The organism is Pseudomonas sp. NPDC086112 (assembly GCF_044746425.1).
Taxonomy (GTDB): Bacteria; Pseudomonadota; Gammaproteobacteria; order Pseudomonadales; family Pseudomonadaceae; genus Aquipseudomonas.
Genome location: NZ_JBIVCD010000004.1, coordinates 185,814 through 200,625, shown reverse-complemented (window position 1 = coordinate 200,625; position 14,812 = coordinate 185,814). Strand labels below are relative to the sequence as shown.

At 58.8% G+C, this 14,812-nt stretch carries 15 protein-coding genes, 1 tRNA gene and 1 pseudogene; 10 read left to right on the top strand and 7 right to left on the bottom strand.

Annotated features, from left to right (window positions below; all coding sequences use genetic code 11):
• Nucleotides 1-6 precede the first annotated feature (6 nt).
• The 5 genes from hisA to ACIPLA_RS05130 all read right to left on the bottom strand — a co-directional run bounded on the left by hisA (nucleotide 7) and on the right by ACIPLA_RS05130 (nucleotide 4,212).
• Nucleotides 7-744 carry a 1-(5-phosphoribosyl)-5-[(5-phosphoribosylamino)methylideneamino]imidazole-4-carboxamide isomerase gene (gene hisA / locus ACIPLA_RS05150; RefSeq protein WP_007939449.1) on the bottom strand — a complete coding sequence of 246 codons (738 nt, stop codon included), beginning with the start codon at nucleotides 742-744 and terminating at the stop codon, nucleotides 7-9.
• A gap of 42 nt (nucleotides 745-786) precedes the next feature.
• Nucleotides 787-1,044 (bottom strand): DUF2164 domain-containing protein, encoded by a 258-nt coding sequence (locus ACIPLA_RS05145; protein WP_046045558.1) that lies wholly within the window; start codon nucleotides 1,042-1,044, stop codon nucleotides 787-789.
• Nucleotides 1,045-1,683: an imidazole glycerol phosphate synthase subunit HisH gene (gene hisH / locus ACIPLA_RS05140; RefSeq protein ID WP_123500044.1), complete on the bottom strand. Its 639-nt coding sequence runs from the start codon at nucleotides 1,681-1,683 to the stop codon at nucleotides 1,045-1,047. It abuts the gene before it with no gap.
• Entirely contained in the window at nucleotides 1,683-2,276 is a 594-nt protein-coding gene (gene hisB, locus ACIPLA_RS05135; RefSeq protein WP_007939452.1) for an imidazoleglycerol-phosphate dehydratase HisB, read from the bottom strand. The genes hisH and hisB overlap by 1 nt, the downstream gene beginning before the upstream one ends.
• 271 nt (nucleotides 2,277-2,547) lie before the next feature.
• Nucleotides 2,548-4,212, bottom strand: coding sequence for an OFA family MFS transporter (locus tag ACIPLA_RS05130; RefSeq protein ID WP_008068773.1), 1,665 nt, complete (start codon nucleotides 4,210-4,212; stop codon nucleotides 2,548-2,550).
• Between the two features lie 258 nt (nucleotides 4,213-4,470).
• Between ACIPLA_RS05130 and ACIPLA_RS05125 the strand changes: the two genes are divergently transcribed.
• The 5 genes from ACIPLA_RS05125 (at nucleotide 4,471) to ACIPLA_RS05105 (ending at nucleotide 8,699) form a co-directional block, all read left to right on the top strand.
• The gene (locus ACIPLA_RS05125; protein ID WP_401172027.1) at nucleotides 4,471-4,875 is read left to right on the top strand and encodes an acetyl-CoA sensor PanZ family protein; all 405 of its coding nucleotides are present in this window, start codon (nucleotides 4,471-4,473) and stop codon (nucleotides 4,873-4,875) included.
• Nucleotides 4,876-4,952: 77 nt separating this feature from the next.
• Entirely contained in the window at nucleotides 4,953-7,187 is a 2,235-nt protein-coding gene (locus ACIPLA_RS05120) for an AsmA family protein (protein ID WP_401172024.1), read from the top strand.
• On the top strand, nucleotides 7,184-8,251 hold the full coding sequence (gene mutY / locus ACIPLA_RS05115; protein WP_401172022.1) for an A/G-specific adenine glycosylase: 1,068 nt from the start codon (nucleotides 7,184-7,186) through the stop codon (nucleotides 8,249-8,251). Before ACIPLA_RS05120 ends, mutY begins: the two co-directional genes overlap by 4 nt.
• The gene (locus ACIPLA_RS05110; protein WP_007897448.1) at nucleotides 8,248-8,520 is read left to right on the top strand and encodes an oxidative damage protection protein; all 273 of its coding nucleotides are present in this window, start codon (nucleotides 8,248-8,250) and stop codon (nucleotides 8,518-8,520) included. The genes mutY and ACIPLA_RS05110 overlap by 4 nt, the downstream gene beginning before the upstream one ends.
• Before the next feature lie 103 nt (nucleotides 8,521-8,623).
• A tRNA-Phe gene (locus ACIPLA_RS05105) sits at nucleotides 8,624-8,699 on the top strand.
• 85 nt (nucleotides 8,700-8,784) lie between these two features.
• Here the strand turns inward: ACIPLA_RS05105 and ACIPLA_RS05100 are convergent.
• Nucleotides 8,785-9,234, bottom strand: a complete 450-nt coding sequence (locus ACIPLA_RS05100) for a carboxypeptidase regulatory-like domain-containing protein (RefSeq protein ID WP_218396945.1) — start codon at nucleotides 9,232-9,234, stop codon at nucleotides 8,785-8,787.
• A gap of 262 nt (nucleotides 9,235-9,496) precedes the next feature.
• On the opposite strand from ACIPLA_RS05100, the gene ACIPLA_RS05095 reads away from it, so the two are divergent.
• The 4 genes from ACIPLA_RS05095 to ACIPLA_RS05080 all read left to right on the top strand — a co-directional run bounded on the left by ACIPLA_RS05095 (nucleotide 9,497) and on the right by ACIPLA_RS05080 (nucleotide 12,512).
• A complete protein-coding gene (locus tag ACIPLA_RS05095; RefSeq protein WP_401172018.1) occupies nucleotides 9,497-10,555 on the top strand; it encodes a YhcG family protein in 1,059 nt (352 codons plus the stop codon).
• A gap of 69 nt (nucleotides 10,556-10,624) precedes the next feature.
• Nucleotides 10,625-11,599, top strand: coding sequence for an alpha/beta fold hydrolase (locus ACIPLA_RS05090; protein WP_401172015.1), 975 nt, complete (start codon nucleotides 10,625-10,627; stop codon nucleotides 11,597-11,599).
• 37 nt (nucleotides 11,600-11,636) lie between these two features.
• Nucleotides 11,637-12,053 (top strand): hypothetical protein, encoded by a 417-nt coding sequence (locus ACIPLA_RS05085; protein WP_218396940.1) that lies wholly within the window; start codon nucleotides 11,637-11,639, stop codon nucleotides 12,051-12,053.
• A gap of 6 nt (nucleotides 12,054-12,059) precedes the next feature.
• The gene (locus tag ACIPLA_RS05080; protein WP_218396937.1) at nucleotides 12,060-12,512 is read left to right on the top strand and encodes a hypothetical protein; all 453 of its coding nucleotides are present in this window, start codon (nucleotides 12,060-12,062) and stop codon (nucleotides 12,510-12,512) included.
• A gap of 244 nt (nucleotides 12,513-12,756) precedes the next feature.
• Here the strand turns inward: ACIPLA_RS05080 and gabP are convergent, their stop codons facing one another.
• Nucleotides 12,757-14,151 (bottom strand): GABA permease, encoded by a 1,395-nt coding sequence (gene gabP, locus ACIPLA_RS05075; protein WP_123498404.1) that lies wholly within the window; start codon nucleotides 14,149-14,151, stop codon nucleotides 12,757-12,759.
• Nucleotides 14,152-14,703: 552 nt separating this feature from the next.
• Here gabP and ACIPLA_RS05070 point away from each other — a divergent pair.
• Nucleotides 14,704-14,812, top strand: a pseudogene (locus ACIPLA_RS05070) (ATP-binding protein); the annotation flags it as partial.

Here is a 14,812-nt window from a genome sequence, read left to right as displayed (position 1 = left end):
GAGTCCTCAGCCTTTGTACGAATCGCAGAAAGCTTGCGCTTCAGCGACATCGAGGGTGCCTTCGTAGATCGCCCGGCCGGTGATGGCGCCGATGATGCCTGGCGCCTTGGCGTCGAGCAGCGACTTGATGTCGCCCAGATTGTGGATACCGCCGGAAGCGATCACAGGAATCTTCGTCGCCGCGGCCAAAGCGGCGGTGTACGAAACGTTGCAGCCCTGCATCATGCCGTCTTTGGCGATGTCGGTATAAACGATCGCGGACACGCCGTCGGCCTCGAATTGCCTGGCCAGGTCGATCACCTGAACGGTGCTGATTTCAGCCCAGCCGTCGGTGGCGACAAAACCGTCTTTGGCATCCAGACCGACGATCACTTTGCCTGGGAACGCGCGGCAGGCCTCGGCAACGAAAGCCGGATCTTTCACGGCTTTGGTGCCGATGATCACGTAGCTCACGCCCGCTTTCACGTAGTGTTCGATGGTTTCCAGGGAGCGGATACCGCCGCCGATCTGAATCGGCAGGTTCGGGTAGCGCTTGGCGATGGCGGTGACTACTTCGCCGTTGACCGGCTGGCCTTCGAAAGCACCGTTCAGGTCGACCAGATGCAGACGGCGGCAACCGCCTTCCACCCACTTGGCAGCCATGCTCACCGGGTCATCGGAGAACACCGTGGAATCTTCCATGCGGCCCTGGCGCAGACGAACACAGGCACCGTCTTTGAGATCGATAGCGGGAATAATCAGCATCTGGCAAACCTTCAAATTCGAGTATTCAGCTTCGCTCGGAAATCAGTTTTTCTCGAGCGCCCACAGGTCGCTTTCGATGCTTTCGAACCTCTCTTTGAGGTGCGTCTGCACATCGAAAATCGCCCTGTTGTAATAGTGCGGAGCAATTTCGCGGGTAAACAGCTCGAGGATTTCAGCCGCTTCGAACGAACCCAGGTCCAGCTCGAAGCGATCCTCCATGAAGCGTTTGATCTTGTGATTGGCCTCATTCTCCTGCTCGGGAGTGAGGGTCAGGATCGGCGGCTTCTTTTTGGCAGCCATTTACCAGCGACCATCCCACGCAGCAAAGTTCTGCAGCAATTGCAGGCCATGGGTATGGCTCTTCTCCGGGTGGAACTGCACGGCGAAACGCGAGCCGTCGGCCAGCGCTGCGGCGAAATCGACCCCGTAGTGACCGCTACCCACCACCTGCCGCGCATTGCCGGCAGCGATGTAGTAGCTGTGCACGAAGTAGAAACGGGCCAGGTCCGGAATGTTGTGCCACAGCGGGTGTTCTACCGTCTGCTTCACTTCGTTCCAGCCCATGTGCGGCACTTTCAAGTGTTCGCCGTCTTCGTGCAAATCCTTGCCGAAGAACTTCACCTGACCCGGGAACAGGCCAATACAGTCCACGCCATCGTTCTCTTCGCTGCTGTCGAGCAAGGCTTGCATGCCCACGCAGATGCCGAGGAACGGACGGTCCTGGCTGACTTCACGCACCAGCGAGTCGAAGCCCAGGCGACGGATCTCCGCCATGCAGTCGCGAATCGCACCGACGCCGGGAAATACCACGCGATCGGCTTCGCGAATCACATCGGCATCGCTGGTGATCAGCACCTTGCCGGCACCGACGTGCTCGAGGGCCTTGGCCACCGAGTGCAGGTTGCCCATGCCGTAATCGATAACCGCGACCGTCTGCATTACAGAACGCCTTTGGTCGACGGCATCTGACCGGCCATGCGGTCATCCAGCTCTACGGCCATGCGCAGGGCGCGGCCGAAAGCCTTGAACACGGTTTCGATCTGGTGGTGGGTGTTGTGCCCACGCAGATTGTCGATGTGCAGGGTGACGTTGGCGTGGTTGACGAAGCCCTGGAAAAATTCCTGGAACAGGTCAACGTCGAAACCGCCGACGGTCGCGCGGGTATAAGGAACATGCATCTGCAGGCCAGGACGGCCGGAGAAGTCGATCACCACACGCGACAGCGCTTCATCGAGCGGCACGTAGGCGTGGCCGTAGCGACGAATGCCTTTCTTGTCGCCGATGGCTTTGGTGAAGGCTTGACCCAGGGTGATACCGACGTCTTCCACCGTGTGGTGGTCGTCGATATGCAGGTCGCCCTTGCTGACAATATCCAGGTCGATCAGCCCGTGACGGGCGATCTGGTCCAGCATGTGCTCAAGAAAAGGTACACCGATATCAAATCGGGCCTTTCCGGTGCCATCCAGGTTGATCGAGGCTTTGATCTGGGTTTCCAGAGTGTCGCGCTCGACAGACGCCATACGTTCGGCCATCACCAGCTCCGCAAAAATCATTGGGGCGAAAAAGGCAGCCATTATAGGGTCGCGGGCGCTAAACAGAAACACGAGAGGTGATATCACTGACGGAGTGAATCCCCTGCCGTCGGGGATAGACATGTCAGTACAAGCCGGCAAACACAAAATCTATGTCCACGGAGAGCAAATGTGGGAGCGGGCTTGCTCGCGAAAGCGGTGTGTCAGGCAACATTGATGTCGACTGACACGCCCTCTTCGCGAGCAAGCCCGCTCCCACAGGGGTTTTGCGTTAGTGGAAGAGAACCGCAGTCTTCTGCAGGGTCACCCAAACACCCCACGCCAACGGAATACCCACCACCAGCCATGCAGCCACTGCCAAAGGCTTGGTACCCGCATCCGCTTTCCACTCCAGCACAGTGCTGGCGTCAGCACCTTTGTCGTGGCCCAGCGCTTGTTCGGCGGCCAGTTCGGCCTCGGTCATGAAGTACTTGTCGGCCACCGGACGCACCAGCAGGTTGCAGATGAAACCCAGCACCAGCAGGCCCGCGAGGATGTACAGGGTGATGTCGTATGCCGCAGCGCGTTCAACGCCGATGCTCAGCTGATATTCACGCAGGTAGTTCACCAACACCGGCCCCAACACACCCGCCGCCGCCCACGCCGTCAGCAGACGACCGTGGATCGCACCAACCATTTGCGTACCGAACAAGTCAGCCAGGTAAGCCGGCACCGTCGCAAAACCACCGCCGTACATCGACAGAATGATGCAGAACGCCGCCACGAACAGCGCAACGTTGCCCAGATGACCGAGGTTCGGGATCAGCGCGTACAGCGCGAAACCGAGGGCGAAGAACACGAAATAAGTGTTTTTGCGACCCAGGTAGTCCGAGAACGAAGCCCAGAAGAACCGGCCACCAATGTTGAACAGACTCAGCAAACCGGTGAAACCGGCCGCAATCGCTGCGATCGAGGCCAGTTGCCCGGCGTCCAGCTGACCAAACGTCTGGTCGGTGCCCAGCAATTTACCGGCGAAGACTTCCTGCAACAGCGGCGAAGCCATGCCGAGGATGCCGATACCCGCCGAAACGTTCAGGCACAACACCAGCCACACCAGACGGAATTGCGGGGTCTTCCACGCCACATTCACGTGCACGTGACGGTGAGTGATCATCGCGTTCGAGGCTTTTTTTGCCGGAGCAGTCCAGCCTTCAGGCTTCCAGCCGGTTGGCGGAACGCGGTAGGACAGCGCACCACCGATCATGAACACGAAGTAGATCGCGGCCATTACCAGGAAGCTCTGCCATACGCCCACGCTGGTTGGCGAAGCGAAGTGCCCCATCAGCGCTGCTGCCAGTGGAGCACCCACCATCGCGCCTCCACCGAAGCCCATGATCGCCATGCCTGTGGCCATGCCGCGCTTGTCCGGGAACCACTTGATCAGGGTCGAGACCGGCGAGATGTAACCCAGCCCCAGGCCGATACCACCAATGACCCCGGAGCCGATCCACATCAGCCAGATCTGGTGGGTATAGACCCCCAGCGCCGAAATCAGCAGACCGCCACACCAGCACAGTGCCGACACCACACCGGCCTTGCGAGGACCTGCGTGTTCCAGCCAGCCGCCCCAGATCGCTGCCGAGCAGCCAAGGAAGATGAAGAACAAGGTGTAGATCCAGCCGAGCATCGAGATCGGCCAGTCGCATTGAGATGAAAAGACCTGAGCGATGAAGCTCATGTCTGGCGCGCAAGTCACGGCCTTGGTGACGCCCAGGGCTTTGGACAACGGCAACCAGAACACCGAAAAGCCGTAGGCCATGCCGATGCACAGGTGGATGGCCAGAGCGGCCGGTGGTACCAGCCAACGGTTGAAACCGGGCCTGGCGATGATGCGCTCCTTGGACAGGAACGCGGGCTGGTCGGCTTTGATGCCGTCCGCCGTGATGCTCGTAGTCATGGTGTTTCCCCCAATTATTAGTATTGTTCGCCAGCCGTACTTCACCCCCAGCCTTAATGCACGCAGGCATGACTTTTTTTAGGTGAAGCTCCATTTTGGTGCGACATCACGTCGCAGAAGGGACGGACGAACGGGCAGAGGTTACCATTTGCAGGTGACAGAAAAACCAAACTGATATCACCTTTTTGTATGTCGTCTGTTCTCGTACAACCCAAGAAAATACATTTTCACGCGGATTAACTTTTCAAAGGAGGCGCCATGCCGATCATTGTCGAGCTGCTGAACCAAGCCACTTACCAGGATCAGCAAGATCTGCAGAAGATCTACCGCGATGCTCCGGACTGGTTGTTTGCCCCATTCACCGGGGATTTGCAGCTGATCGAAAGCTGCCTGCTGGACGGCTCGCTGATCGCTGGCCGCTTCAATGATCGACTGTTAGGAGCGGCACGCCTGCAACGGCACCAGGATGTCTGGCACCTGTCCCAACTATGTGTACGAAAAATCACCCGTCGCCGTGGCGTTGCCGAGCGTCTGGTGAACGAAGCGCAGAAAATGGCGTCGCAATCAGGCGCGACATTACGGCTTTTGGCGCCTGCCGGGCACCTCGAAGCTCAAGCGCTGGCGGCTAAGCTGAAGGTGCCGCTGGATGAGCTCCCGACGTGATCGCTGACCGGTCGGCCACTTCGGAGCGCTATACTCCCCGGCTAAATTTCGAATTCGACTAATACAAGGACTCGCCCATGAAAGCGTTCGGCAAAATCCTGGGTCTGGTACTTCTCGGGCTGTTGCTGATCATTGTGGCGCTGGGCTTTGCCCTGACCCACCTCTTCGATCCCAACGACTATAAAGACGAGATTCGCCAGATTGCCCGCGACAAGGCCCACATCGAGCTGACGCTCAATGGCGATATCGGCTGGAGCCTGTTTCCCTGGCTGGGCCTGGAATTGCACGAAGCCAGTGTTGCGACCCTGGCCAAGCCTACTGAACCGTTCGCCGACTTGCAGATGCTCGGCCTGTCGGTCCGCGTGATTCCGCTGCTGCGCCGCGAAGTGCAGATGAGCGATGTGCGCGTCGAAGGCTTGAACCTGCGCCTGAACCGCGACAAGGATGGCCACGGCAACTGGGAAGACATCGGCAAGGTCCCGGCGCCTGCCACCCCGAGTACCTCGGCCACGCCGCCCGCCGCCACCGGCGAACCCGCGCCAACGACTACCGCTCAAGCAGAAAAACCGGCCCAGCCGATCCGCCTGGACATCGACAGCCTGACCGTTAACAACGCCCGCGTTGAATACAGCGATGAGAAAACCGGCAAGCAGTTCAGCGCCGAAAGCATCCAGCTGAGCACCGGCCCCGTGCACGACTCGACCAACATCCCGGTCAAACTCACCGCATTTCTCGGTACCAACCAACCGGTTCTGCGGGTGCGGACCGAGCTGGCCGGCGAGTTACGTTTCGAGCGGGCGCTGCAGCGCTACAAATTCGAAGACATGAAACTCTCCGGTGAAGTCGCAGGCGATCCGCTGCAAGGCAAGACCATGACCTTCGCCGCTCAAGGTCAGTTGCTGCTGGACAAGGCCGCCAACGTCGCCGAGTGGACCGGCATCAAAATCTCCGCCAACCAGCTGCGCGCCTTGGGTGAACTGAAGGCCAACGACCTCGACAAGACCCCGCAAATCAGCGGCGGCCTGTCGATTGCCCAGTTCGATCTGGCGAAATTCGTCGACAGCATCGGCCAGAAACTCCCGGCGATGGCCGAAGGCAGCCTGAGCAAAGTCGAGCTGGCCAGCCAGGTTGCCGGCACGCCGACCAGTTTGTCCCTCGACAACCTCAACCTGAAACTCGACGACAGCACTTTCAGCGGCCGCATTGCTATCGAGGACTTCGCCAAGCAATCGCTGCGACTGAATCTCAAGGCTGACACCTTCAACGTCGATCGTTACTTGCCACCAAAATCCGCCGAAGCCAACAGCGCGAAGCAGGTGCGTCAGGCTGAAGTGGCCAACACCGAGAACGAGGCCATGGCCGGCGCAGGCAGCTCACCGCTGCCACCCTCACCGACCAAAGGCCCGTGGAGCACCGAACGTCTGTTGCCGGTGGAGCGCCTGAGCAAACTCGACGTGAACGCTGATCTGACCTTCGGCCAGCTGACCCTCGACAAACTGCCGATTCAGAATGCTGCCCTCAAGGCCACAGGCCTTGGCGGCCTGCTGACGCTGGAGAACCTGCGCGGTGACCTGTACGACGGCAACTTCGAAGCCAAAGGTACCCTGGACGTGCGCCAGCAAGTGCCGGCGCTGAACATGCAGACGCGCATCAGCAAAGTGCCTGTAGAAAAAATCCTCGAAAGCCAGGGGAAAAATCCCCCGGTTCAAGGCCTGGTTACACTCGATAGCACGCTGACCAGCAGCGGCAATAGCCAGAGCGTGCTGATCGATAACCTCAACGGCAACGCCAGTTTCGTCATCAACAACGGCGTGCTGCTCAATGCCAATCTTGAACAGCAACTGTGCAAAGGCATCGCCACCCTGAATCGCAAAACCCTCACCGGCGAGCCACGGGGTAAGGACACACCGTTCGAAGAGCTCAAGGGCAACCTGACCTTCCACAACGGCGTGGCCAGCAACCCCGACCTGAAAGTGCGCATCCCGGGCATGACCGTCAACGGTAACGGCGACATCGACCTGCGGGTGCTGGGCATGGATTACCGCGTCGGCGTGATCGTCGAAGGCGACAAGAGCGACATGCCGGACCCGGCCTGCCAGGTCAGCGAACGCTTCATCGGCATCGAGTGGCCACTGCGCTGCCGTGGCCCGCTGGAACTGGGTGCCAAGGCTTGCCGCGTCGACAACGAACGCATGGGACAAGTCGCGAGCAAACTGGCTGGCGAGCGGATCAGCGAAAAAATCGACGAGAAGCTTGGCGATAAAGTCAGCCCGGAACTGAAAAACGCGCTCAAGGGGCTGTTCAAGCGATGAAAGCCGACCAGTTTTCAACGGCGGTGCTGGATTGGTACGACCGCCACGGCCGCCACGATTTGCCTTGGCAGCAGGGCATCACCCCTTACCGGGTGTGGGTCTCGGAAATCATGTTGCAGCAGACCCAGGTCAGCACTGTGCTGAACTACTTCGACCGTTTCATGGCTTCATTGCCAACCGTCGAAACCCTGGCCGCCGCACCCGAAGACGAAGTGCTGCACCTGTGGACCGGTCTCGGTTACTACACCCGCGCGCGCAACTTGCAGAAGACCGCGAAGATTGTCGTTGCCGAATATGGCGGCGAGTTTCCTCGTGATGTGGAAAAGCTCACCGATCTGCCGGGTATCGGCCTGTCCACCGCCGGCGCGATTGCCAGCCTGAGCATGGGCCTGCGGGCGCCGATCCTCGATGGCAACGTCAAACGGGTGCTGGCGCGCTTTACCGCGCAAGAGGGTTATCCGGGCGAGCCCAAGGTTGCCAAACAGCTGTGGGCCAACGCTGAGCGCTTTACGCCACATGATCGGGTCAACGCCTACACCCAGGCGATGATGGACCTGGGCGCCACGCTCTGCACCCGCAGCAAACCGAGCTGCCTGCTCTGCCCGCTGGAAAAGGGCTGCGAGGCGCACATGCTTGGCCTGGAAACCCGCTATCCGATTCCCAAACCACGCAAAGCCGTGCCACAGAAGCGCACGCTGATGCCGATGCTCGCCAACGGTGAAGGGGCAATTCTGCTTTACCGTCGCCCTTCCACGGGCCTGTGGGGCGGTCTCTGGAGCCTGCCGGAACTCGACGACCTCGACGACCTGCAACATCTGGCTTCGCAGCACTCGCTGGAACTGGGCAGCCAACAGGCACTGCCGAGCCTGGTGCACACCTTCAGCCACTTTCAGTTATCCATCGAACCCTGGCTGGTTCAGGTTCAGGAGGCTGGCCATCACGTGGCCGAGGCCGACTGGCTCTGGTATAACCTCGCCACCCCGCCGCGCCTGGGCCTTGCCGCCCCGGTCAAAACCTTGCTCGAACGCGCGGCCGCCGTATTGAACGCAGGAGAGTCGTCATGACCCGCACCATCATGTGCCGCAAGTACAAAGAAGAATTGCCCGCCCTGGAGCGCGCTCCATTTCCGGGTGCAAAAGGTCAGGACATTTTTGACCACGTCTCGGCCAAGGCCTGGGCCGACTGGCAGAAACACCAGACCCTGCTGATCAACGAAAAACGCCTGAACATGATGAACGCCGAAGACCGCAAATATCTGCAGGGCGAGATGGACAAGTTCTTTTCCGGCGAGGAATACGCCAAGGCTGAAGGCTACGTTCCGCCGGCTGAATAACCCCGCTTTTTCGGGGGGTGGATCGTAAGCGACGGTAATAATTAAAATTTTTTTGAAAACTTTCTTGACGACCCCCTGAAAAACCAGTTTAATGCGCCCCGTTGCCCAGATAGCTCAGTCGGTAGAGCAGGGGATTGAAAATCCCCGTGTCGGCGGTTCGATTCCGTCTCTGGGCACCAAATACCGAAAACCCTGAATCGCAAGATTCAGGGTTTTTTTATGCCCGCGATTTGATCAGACGTCGCGCAAGTCGTCTCTCTTCGGCTAGTTTTCAGTCCCCCAGTGGAAGACCAGATTGCGAGCGGCACCGCTGCCTACATCCGCCGTATCACGCCGCACCTCACCCTTATGTGTCGCGACAACGGTGTACTTGCCGGCAGGCAGCTGAACGTAAACCAGCGGCCCAGCCTCACTCAGCGTCAGCACGGGTTGTCCTGCGGCTTTTTCAATGACCACATCCACATCGGGAACGTATTCATCCTTAGGCCCGGTAGAAAAGGTCATGTGCAGGTTGTAGCCCTGCGTTTGTTGGATAGCTTTAGCCTCATCCTCTCCGATACCGCCGGACAGGTAGGTAATCCCGTTTTGCTGTTGCTGCTGGACTTGCACGCCTGAGGGATCGATCGGTTCAAGACTGGCGGCGTTAAGCACGACTGGAAACATCAGTACGCCGACGGCGGCGATGGGCAGCATGAATGAATGGACGTTCTTCATGATGGCGACTCCCGGGTTGCTCAGAACCCAATCGTTACTCTTTTTAGATTTGTTACCGAATGTTCAAGTTTTAGATCGATTAGCACTTGAGCTCACTGCGAATCGGACTACGTGACGCGCTCCTCCTGCATGGGCTTCCGTCGGCCCGGTCCTGCAAAGCAAATTCGCCTTTCCTTCCGATTTACCAGCAACGCCCGGCATCGCGGACTATCACTCTCTTGCCATTCTCTTCCGCCTGTTTCCTTCAGCCGCGGAAAATCTCATGAATCCTCTCAAACCCGGTAACACTCAAGATCCACAGATCACTTCACTGCTCGGCAATCTTGGCGAGTTGATCCGTGAAGCGCGTCAGAAGGTGCTGCGAGCGGTCGATACCGTTCAGGTGCAAACCTGTTGGCAGATCGGACGGCATATTGTGGAGTTCGAGCAGGAAGGCGCTCGGCGGGCGGTGTATGGCAAGCAGTTGCTGTCGACGCTGGCGAAAGTACTGACGGAGCAATTTGGGAAAGGTTTCGACGCTTCCAACCTTCGCTACATGCGCCTGTTCTACCAAGCATTCCCAATTCGTGACGCACTGCGTCACGAATTGAGCTGGACCCATTACCGCAGGCTGCTACGAGTCGACAATGACAATGCCCGCCACTGGTACATGAACGAATCTGCTCTGCAGAACTGGTCAAGTCGCGCCCTTGAGCGCCAAATCAATACCCTCTATTACGAACGCTTGCTGGCGAGCCGCGATCGGGCTGCCGTCAAACAGGAAGCCGACACCAATATCCAGCAAATGAACGCCAGCCCTCGGGAATTCATCCGTGACCCCGTGCTACTGGAGTTTCTCGGCCTGCCCAATGCGGGCTTGGTCCAGGAAAGCGAACTTGAACAAGCCTTGATCGATCAACTCCAGGGCTTCCTGCTCGAACTGGGCAAAGGCTTCGCCTTTATCGCTCGCCAGCAACGCATCAGTACCGAGAGCAAAGACTTCTACATCGATCTGGTGTTCTACAACTACCTGCTCAAGTGCTTCGTCATCTTCGACCTCAAGCGCGGCGTACTGACCCACCAGGATGTCGGCCAGATGGACATGTACGTGCGCATGTACGACGACCTCAAGCGCGGACCGGAGGATAGCCCCACCGTCGGCCTTATTCTCTGCGCGCAAAAAGATGAATCGGTGGTGCGCTATTCAGTGCTGCAAGGCAACGAACAACTGTTCGCCAGTACCTACAGACTGGTGCTGCCGAGCGAGGAGGAACTTCGCACAGAACTGGATCGGGAATGGGCGGTGCTTGAGGAGCGGTTACTCAAGCAGAGGCTCCGATAAGCACCGGTGGATTGTTCATAAACGGCGTGAAGACTATGGTGGTTGGCTAGCCGCAAAGGTTCAACGCCGATGAATTTGCAGGACATGCCCTCACTGGCCCCGACGCAACTTGAATTGCCGTTACCCACCGGCACACCTGGTGAATCTTTCAACGAACCCGCCGCCGACGGCTTCATCCTTGGCGGCTTCACCTGGCGGCATGCGAATCAAGACCCAACCCGTCCAGTGGTGATCATCAACGCCGCTACTTCAGTCCGTTGCCGACACTACTCGCGCTTCGCCGATTACCTGTTCGCCAATGGCTTCGACGTGATCACCTATGACTACCGCGGCATCGGCGAGTCGCGCCCTGTGTCGCTGAAGGGGCTTGAGGCCTCATGGTCCGACTGGGGCGCGCTGGATTTCGAGGCGATGCTGCAAAGGGCGCAACGCGAGTTTGCAGAACAACCCATCAATGTCGTCGGCCATAGCTTCGGCGGTTGTGCGGCAGGGTTGGGCGCCTCGGGGCATGTGATCCGACGCCTGGTGACGGTGGGTGCGCAGTTCGCTTACTGGCGCGACTATGCCCCCGCCCATCGCTGGCGAATGTTTGGGAAGTGGCACGTGACGATGCCATTGATGACCCTGCTTTATGGCTATTTTCCCGGCAAACGCCTCGGCTGGCTCGAAGACACCCCGGCCGGTGTAGTCCGCGACTGGAGCATGCCCACCGCCCGATACGAGAAACGCCCCAGCGGTCGTGTCATCCACGCCAAAAATGGTCAGCTCCCCTTCGCCAATGTCACCGCCCAAACCCTGGCGATCAGCCTCAGCGACGATCCCTATGGCACCATTGCGGCCATCGAACGCCTGCTCGGCTACTTCACTGGCAGTACAAACACCCACCTGCGAATCACCCCTGAAGACATCAACGAAGAAGAAGTCGGACATTTCGCCTTTTTTCGTAGCGCATACCAAGCCACACTATGGCCCATTGCATTGTCCTGGCTGCGAACCGGCGAGCTGGCCCCCGATACACCCGGGCGGCGAGTGCCACGCAGTTGATGGATGCGCCCCCTCAATGAATTACGGAACGACGCCCATGGCCTCCGCCAACAAGCAAAACAAACGCGCCTCCCGCGCCAAAGCCAAGGCCAAGCAGAACCGCACCCAGCGGGCCGCCGCGCCGGTCGAGCTGGACCCGAACGACGATCGTATCGACTTCGAATCGGTGGACCTGACCGAACTGTTCAAGAAAATGATCGACGCTGAAAAAATCAGTCAGCAAGCGATGTGCGCAGCCTTCCTCGAAGACCCGCTGCTGGAACTGGTGTACGAGCAGGAAGGCGAAGAAGGCGCAATGGACTTCATCCTCGCGGCACTGATCGAATACCGCCAATGGTCCACCGAGACTGACGAAGCCGGCGCCCTGGCGTGGATCGAATCTGCGGCCTTCCAGGCTGACTACGTGGCGGCGTCCGACACTATCGCAGCCCAAACCCAACAGAAACCAGACTGAGTTCCCATGGCATCCCTGAACAAGCAACAGAAACGCGCCAAACGCGCCAAAATCAAAGCCAAGCAAATCAATATCCACGGCAGAAAACCCGCCGCACTGGACGATGATCTGGGCGACATCGGTGAGCCGATCCCGGAATACACCTTGGCGATGTTCAGCAAAATGCGTGACGCCGAGGCTACCAGCCGCAACGACATGCTGCTGACCCTGCTGTCAGACCTCGCCGAAATCATCAGCGACCATCCAGAACTGCTGGACATGGAAAACGCCGACAACGAAGCCATGGCCGCCACACATTTGGCCGCCGACATGCTGATCGACTACCGCATGTGGGCTGATGGTATGGACCGCGACGCCGCCCAGGCCTGGCTGACCGACCCGCAGTTCATCACTGACTTTGGCGATGCGCTGGACAGTTATCGCCAGTCGCTGGATGTCCAGGAAGAAAAGGCCGAGTAAACGCCGGCGTTAAGCCGTAACACGATCTGTAGCAGCTGGCGAAGCCTGCGTTCGGCTGCGCAGCAGTCGTGAAGTCAGGCGACGCGGTTTATCAGGATGACCTCGCGAGCAGGTTTTTACGACTGCTGCGCAGCCGAACGCAGGCTTCGCCAGCTGCTACAAGTTTTGCGCTGTTGCTTGATTGGAAACAAAAACGGCCGCTTGTCATCACTGACAGCGGCCGTTTTGCGTTACGCGGAACGGATCAGTTCAGCACCACCGCGCCCACTTTCTGCAGCTTACGACGGCGAGCTACCAGCAACCCCGCCGCCACCACGAGTGCGCTTAGCAGGCCGGTCGCGAGGATCTCCACGCGATGGGCTTCCTGGAACAGCATGATGGTCAGGGCCGCAACGATGAATACGATCACTGCGTAGGTCAGGCCCGGGAACAGCCACATGCTGAAGGCGATTTTTTCACCGCGAGCCATACGCTGCTTGCGCATACGCAGTTGCGAAATCGCGATCACCAGGTACACCAGCAACGCGATGGCGCCCGAGCTGGCCAGCAGGAATTCGAATACAGCGGCCGGGGCCACGTAGTTGGCGAACACTGCAATAAACGCAGCAGCGGTCGACAGCATCACAGCCCAGTAAGGTGTGCCGCTGCTGTTGGTGCGCTGGGAAACGGCCGGCGCATCGCCGCGTTTGCCCAACGAGAACATCATGCGCGAAGCAGTGTAGAGCGCCGAGTTGAGGCAGCTGGTTACCGCAACCAGAACCACGATATCGACGATCAGCTTGGCATTCGGGATACCCATGCGCTCCAGCACAGTCTGGTAGGAACCGACACTGGCCAGAATCGGGTCATTCCATGGCACCAAGGCCACAACGATGAAGATGGAGACGAGGTAGAACAAGCCAATCCGCCAGATCACCGAGTTGGTAGCCTTGGAAATCTGCTGGCCAGGGTTCTTCGATTCCGCAGCCGCAATGGTCACGATCTCGGTGCCCATGAAGGAAAACATAGTGGTCAGGATGGCACCCAGCACCGCGCCCATGCCGTTTGGCAGGAAGCCTTGAGTGTCAAACAAATGCGACACGCCGCTGACCTGGCTGGTCGGCAGGAAGCCGAAGATTGCCAGAATGCCAAGACCGATAAAGCCGATGATCGCAATGACTTTGACCAGGGCGAACCAGAACTCGAATTCTCCATAGTTCTTCACACTGAACAGGTTGGTCACGGTCAGCAGCAAGGTGATAACCAAGGTGAAGGCCCAGATCGCCACGTTCGGGAACCAGGCATGCAAAATGGTCGCGGCAGCGTTAGCCTCCAGCGGGATGACCAAAACCCAGAACCACCAGTAGAGCCAGCCGATGGTGAAACCGGCCCAGTGACCGATCGCGCGATCGGCGTACGTCGAGAAGGACCCTGTGTCTGGCGATGCAACGGCCATCTCGCCGAGCATTCGCATGACCAGAACCACTAAGGCACCGGCGGCCGCGTAAGCCAACAGCACGGCCGGGCCAGCAGCGGCAATGGCGTGGCCGGAGCCGACGAACAGGCCGGCGCCGATAACCCCGGCGATCGACAGCATGGTCACATGACGCGGTTTTAGCCCCTGTTCAAGGCCATTGGAGGAGCTTTGGCTACTGCTCATTAAAACTACCTTTGCAAGTAAAGCGATGACGTCGGCCCGGCCTGAAATCCCTTCTCGTAAAAAGAATCCAACAGGGCGTTTCTTATTCTGCACGCAATAATTGCGCCAAAATGTTTCACGCGCCCGTTACACGGGGCCTGCACGCTGATCGAGCAGTTATCGCAAGTCATTGAGATTAATGGCATTTCGCCAGAGCGTTACTCTGCCACCCACTTCAGTAACGAATCTGCGCACCAAAAACACATCAAGAAATACAGGTACGCACAATAAAAGTGCAGTTCGGGTACGTTTGTCCGGTTGGCGCTTCCAACACCCCGCCAAAGCTGGCAACATCGCGCCTTTTTTTACGCGACAGCCACGTCCAGGCGTGTTCAAACGGCTGTTCGGTTGTTGATGGGGCGACAGTCTGCTGTGCCGATGCGACAACCTGTCACATGCCACCCGTTTACCGTCCATAGCGCTGTTGGCTGCCATTCGAACGCTATGCTAGCTTGGCCGCCTCGCCAGGAAGGCCGCCAATAGCAGGAGCGCAAAACACTATGAGGAACGCACATGGCTGAGGCCACGCCCGCGCTTGAAATCCGCAACTTGCACAAACGCTACGGACAGCTTGAGGTGCTCAAAGGCATCTCGCTGACCGCCCGCGACGGCGATGTGATCT

What these genes read in the sequence shown, in the direction of transcription:
- hisA (WP_007939449.1), bottom strand. Translation starts at nt 744, where the DNA reads ATGCTGATTATTCCCGCTATCGATCTCAAAGACGGTGCCTGTGTTCGT.
- ACIPLA_RS05145 (WP_046045558.1), bottom strand. Translation starts at nt 1,044, where the DNA reads ATGGCTGCCAAAAAGAAGCCGCCGATCCTGACCCTCACTCCCGAGCAG.
- hisH (WP_123500044.1), bottom strand. Translation starts at nt 1,683, where the DNA reads ATGCAGACGGTCGCGGTTATCGATTACGGCATGGGCAACCTGCACTCG.
- hisB (WP_007939452.1), bottom strand. Translation starts at nt 2,276, where the DNA reads ATGGCCGAACGTATGGCGTCTGTCGAGCGCGACACTCTGGAAACCCAG.
- ACIPLA_RS05130 (WP_008068773.1), bottom strand. Translation starts at nt 4,212, where the DNA reads ATGACTACGAGCATCACGGCGGACGGCATCAAAGCCGACCAGCCCGCG.
- ACIPLA_RS05125 (WP_401172027.1), top strand. Translation starts at nt 4,471, where the DNA reads ATGCCGATCATTGTCGAGCTGCTGAACCAAGCCACTTACCAGGATCAG.
- ACIPLA_RS05120 (WP_401172024.1), top strand. Translation starts at nt 4,953, where the DNA reads ATGAAAGCGTTCGGCAAAATCCTGGGTCTGGTACTTCTCGGGCTGTTG.
- mutY (WP_401172022.1), top strand. Translation starts at nt 7,184, where the DNA reads ATGAAAGCCGACCAGTTTTCAACGGCGGTGCTGGATTGGTACGACCGC.
- ACIPLA_RS05110 (WP_007897448.1), top strand. Translation starts at nt 8,248, where the DNA reads ATGACCCGCACCATCATGTGCCGCAAGTACAAAGAAGAATTGCCCGCC.
- ACIPLA_RS05100 (WP_218396945.1), bottom strand. Translation starts at nt 9,234, where the DNA reads ATGAAGAACGTCCATTCATTCATGCTGCCCATCGCCGCCGTCGGCGTA.
- ACIPLA_RS05095 (WP_401172018.1), top strand. Translation starts at nt 9,497, where the DNA reads ATGAATCCTCTCAAACCCGGTAACACTCAAGATCCACAGATCACTTCA.
- ACIPLA_RS05090 (WP_401172015.1), top strand. Translation starts at nt 10,625, where the DNA reads ATGAATTTGCAGGACATGCCCTCACTGGCCCCGACGCAACTTGAATTG.
- ACIPLA_RS05085 (WP_218396940.1), top strand. Translation starts at nt 11,637, where the DNA reads ATGGCCTCCGCCAACAAGCAAAACAAACGCGCCTCCCGCGCCAAAGCC.
- ACIPLA_RS05080 (WP_218396937.1), top strand. Translation starts at nt 12,060, where the DNA reads ATGGCATCCCTGAACAAGCAACAGAAACGCGCCAAACGCGCCAAAATC.
- gabP (WP_123498404.1), bottom strand. Translation starts at nt 14,151, where the DNA reads ATGAGCAGTAGCCAAAGCTCCTCCAATGGCCTTGAACAGGGGCTAAAA.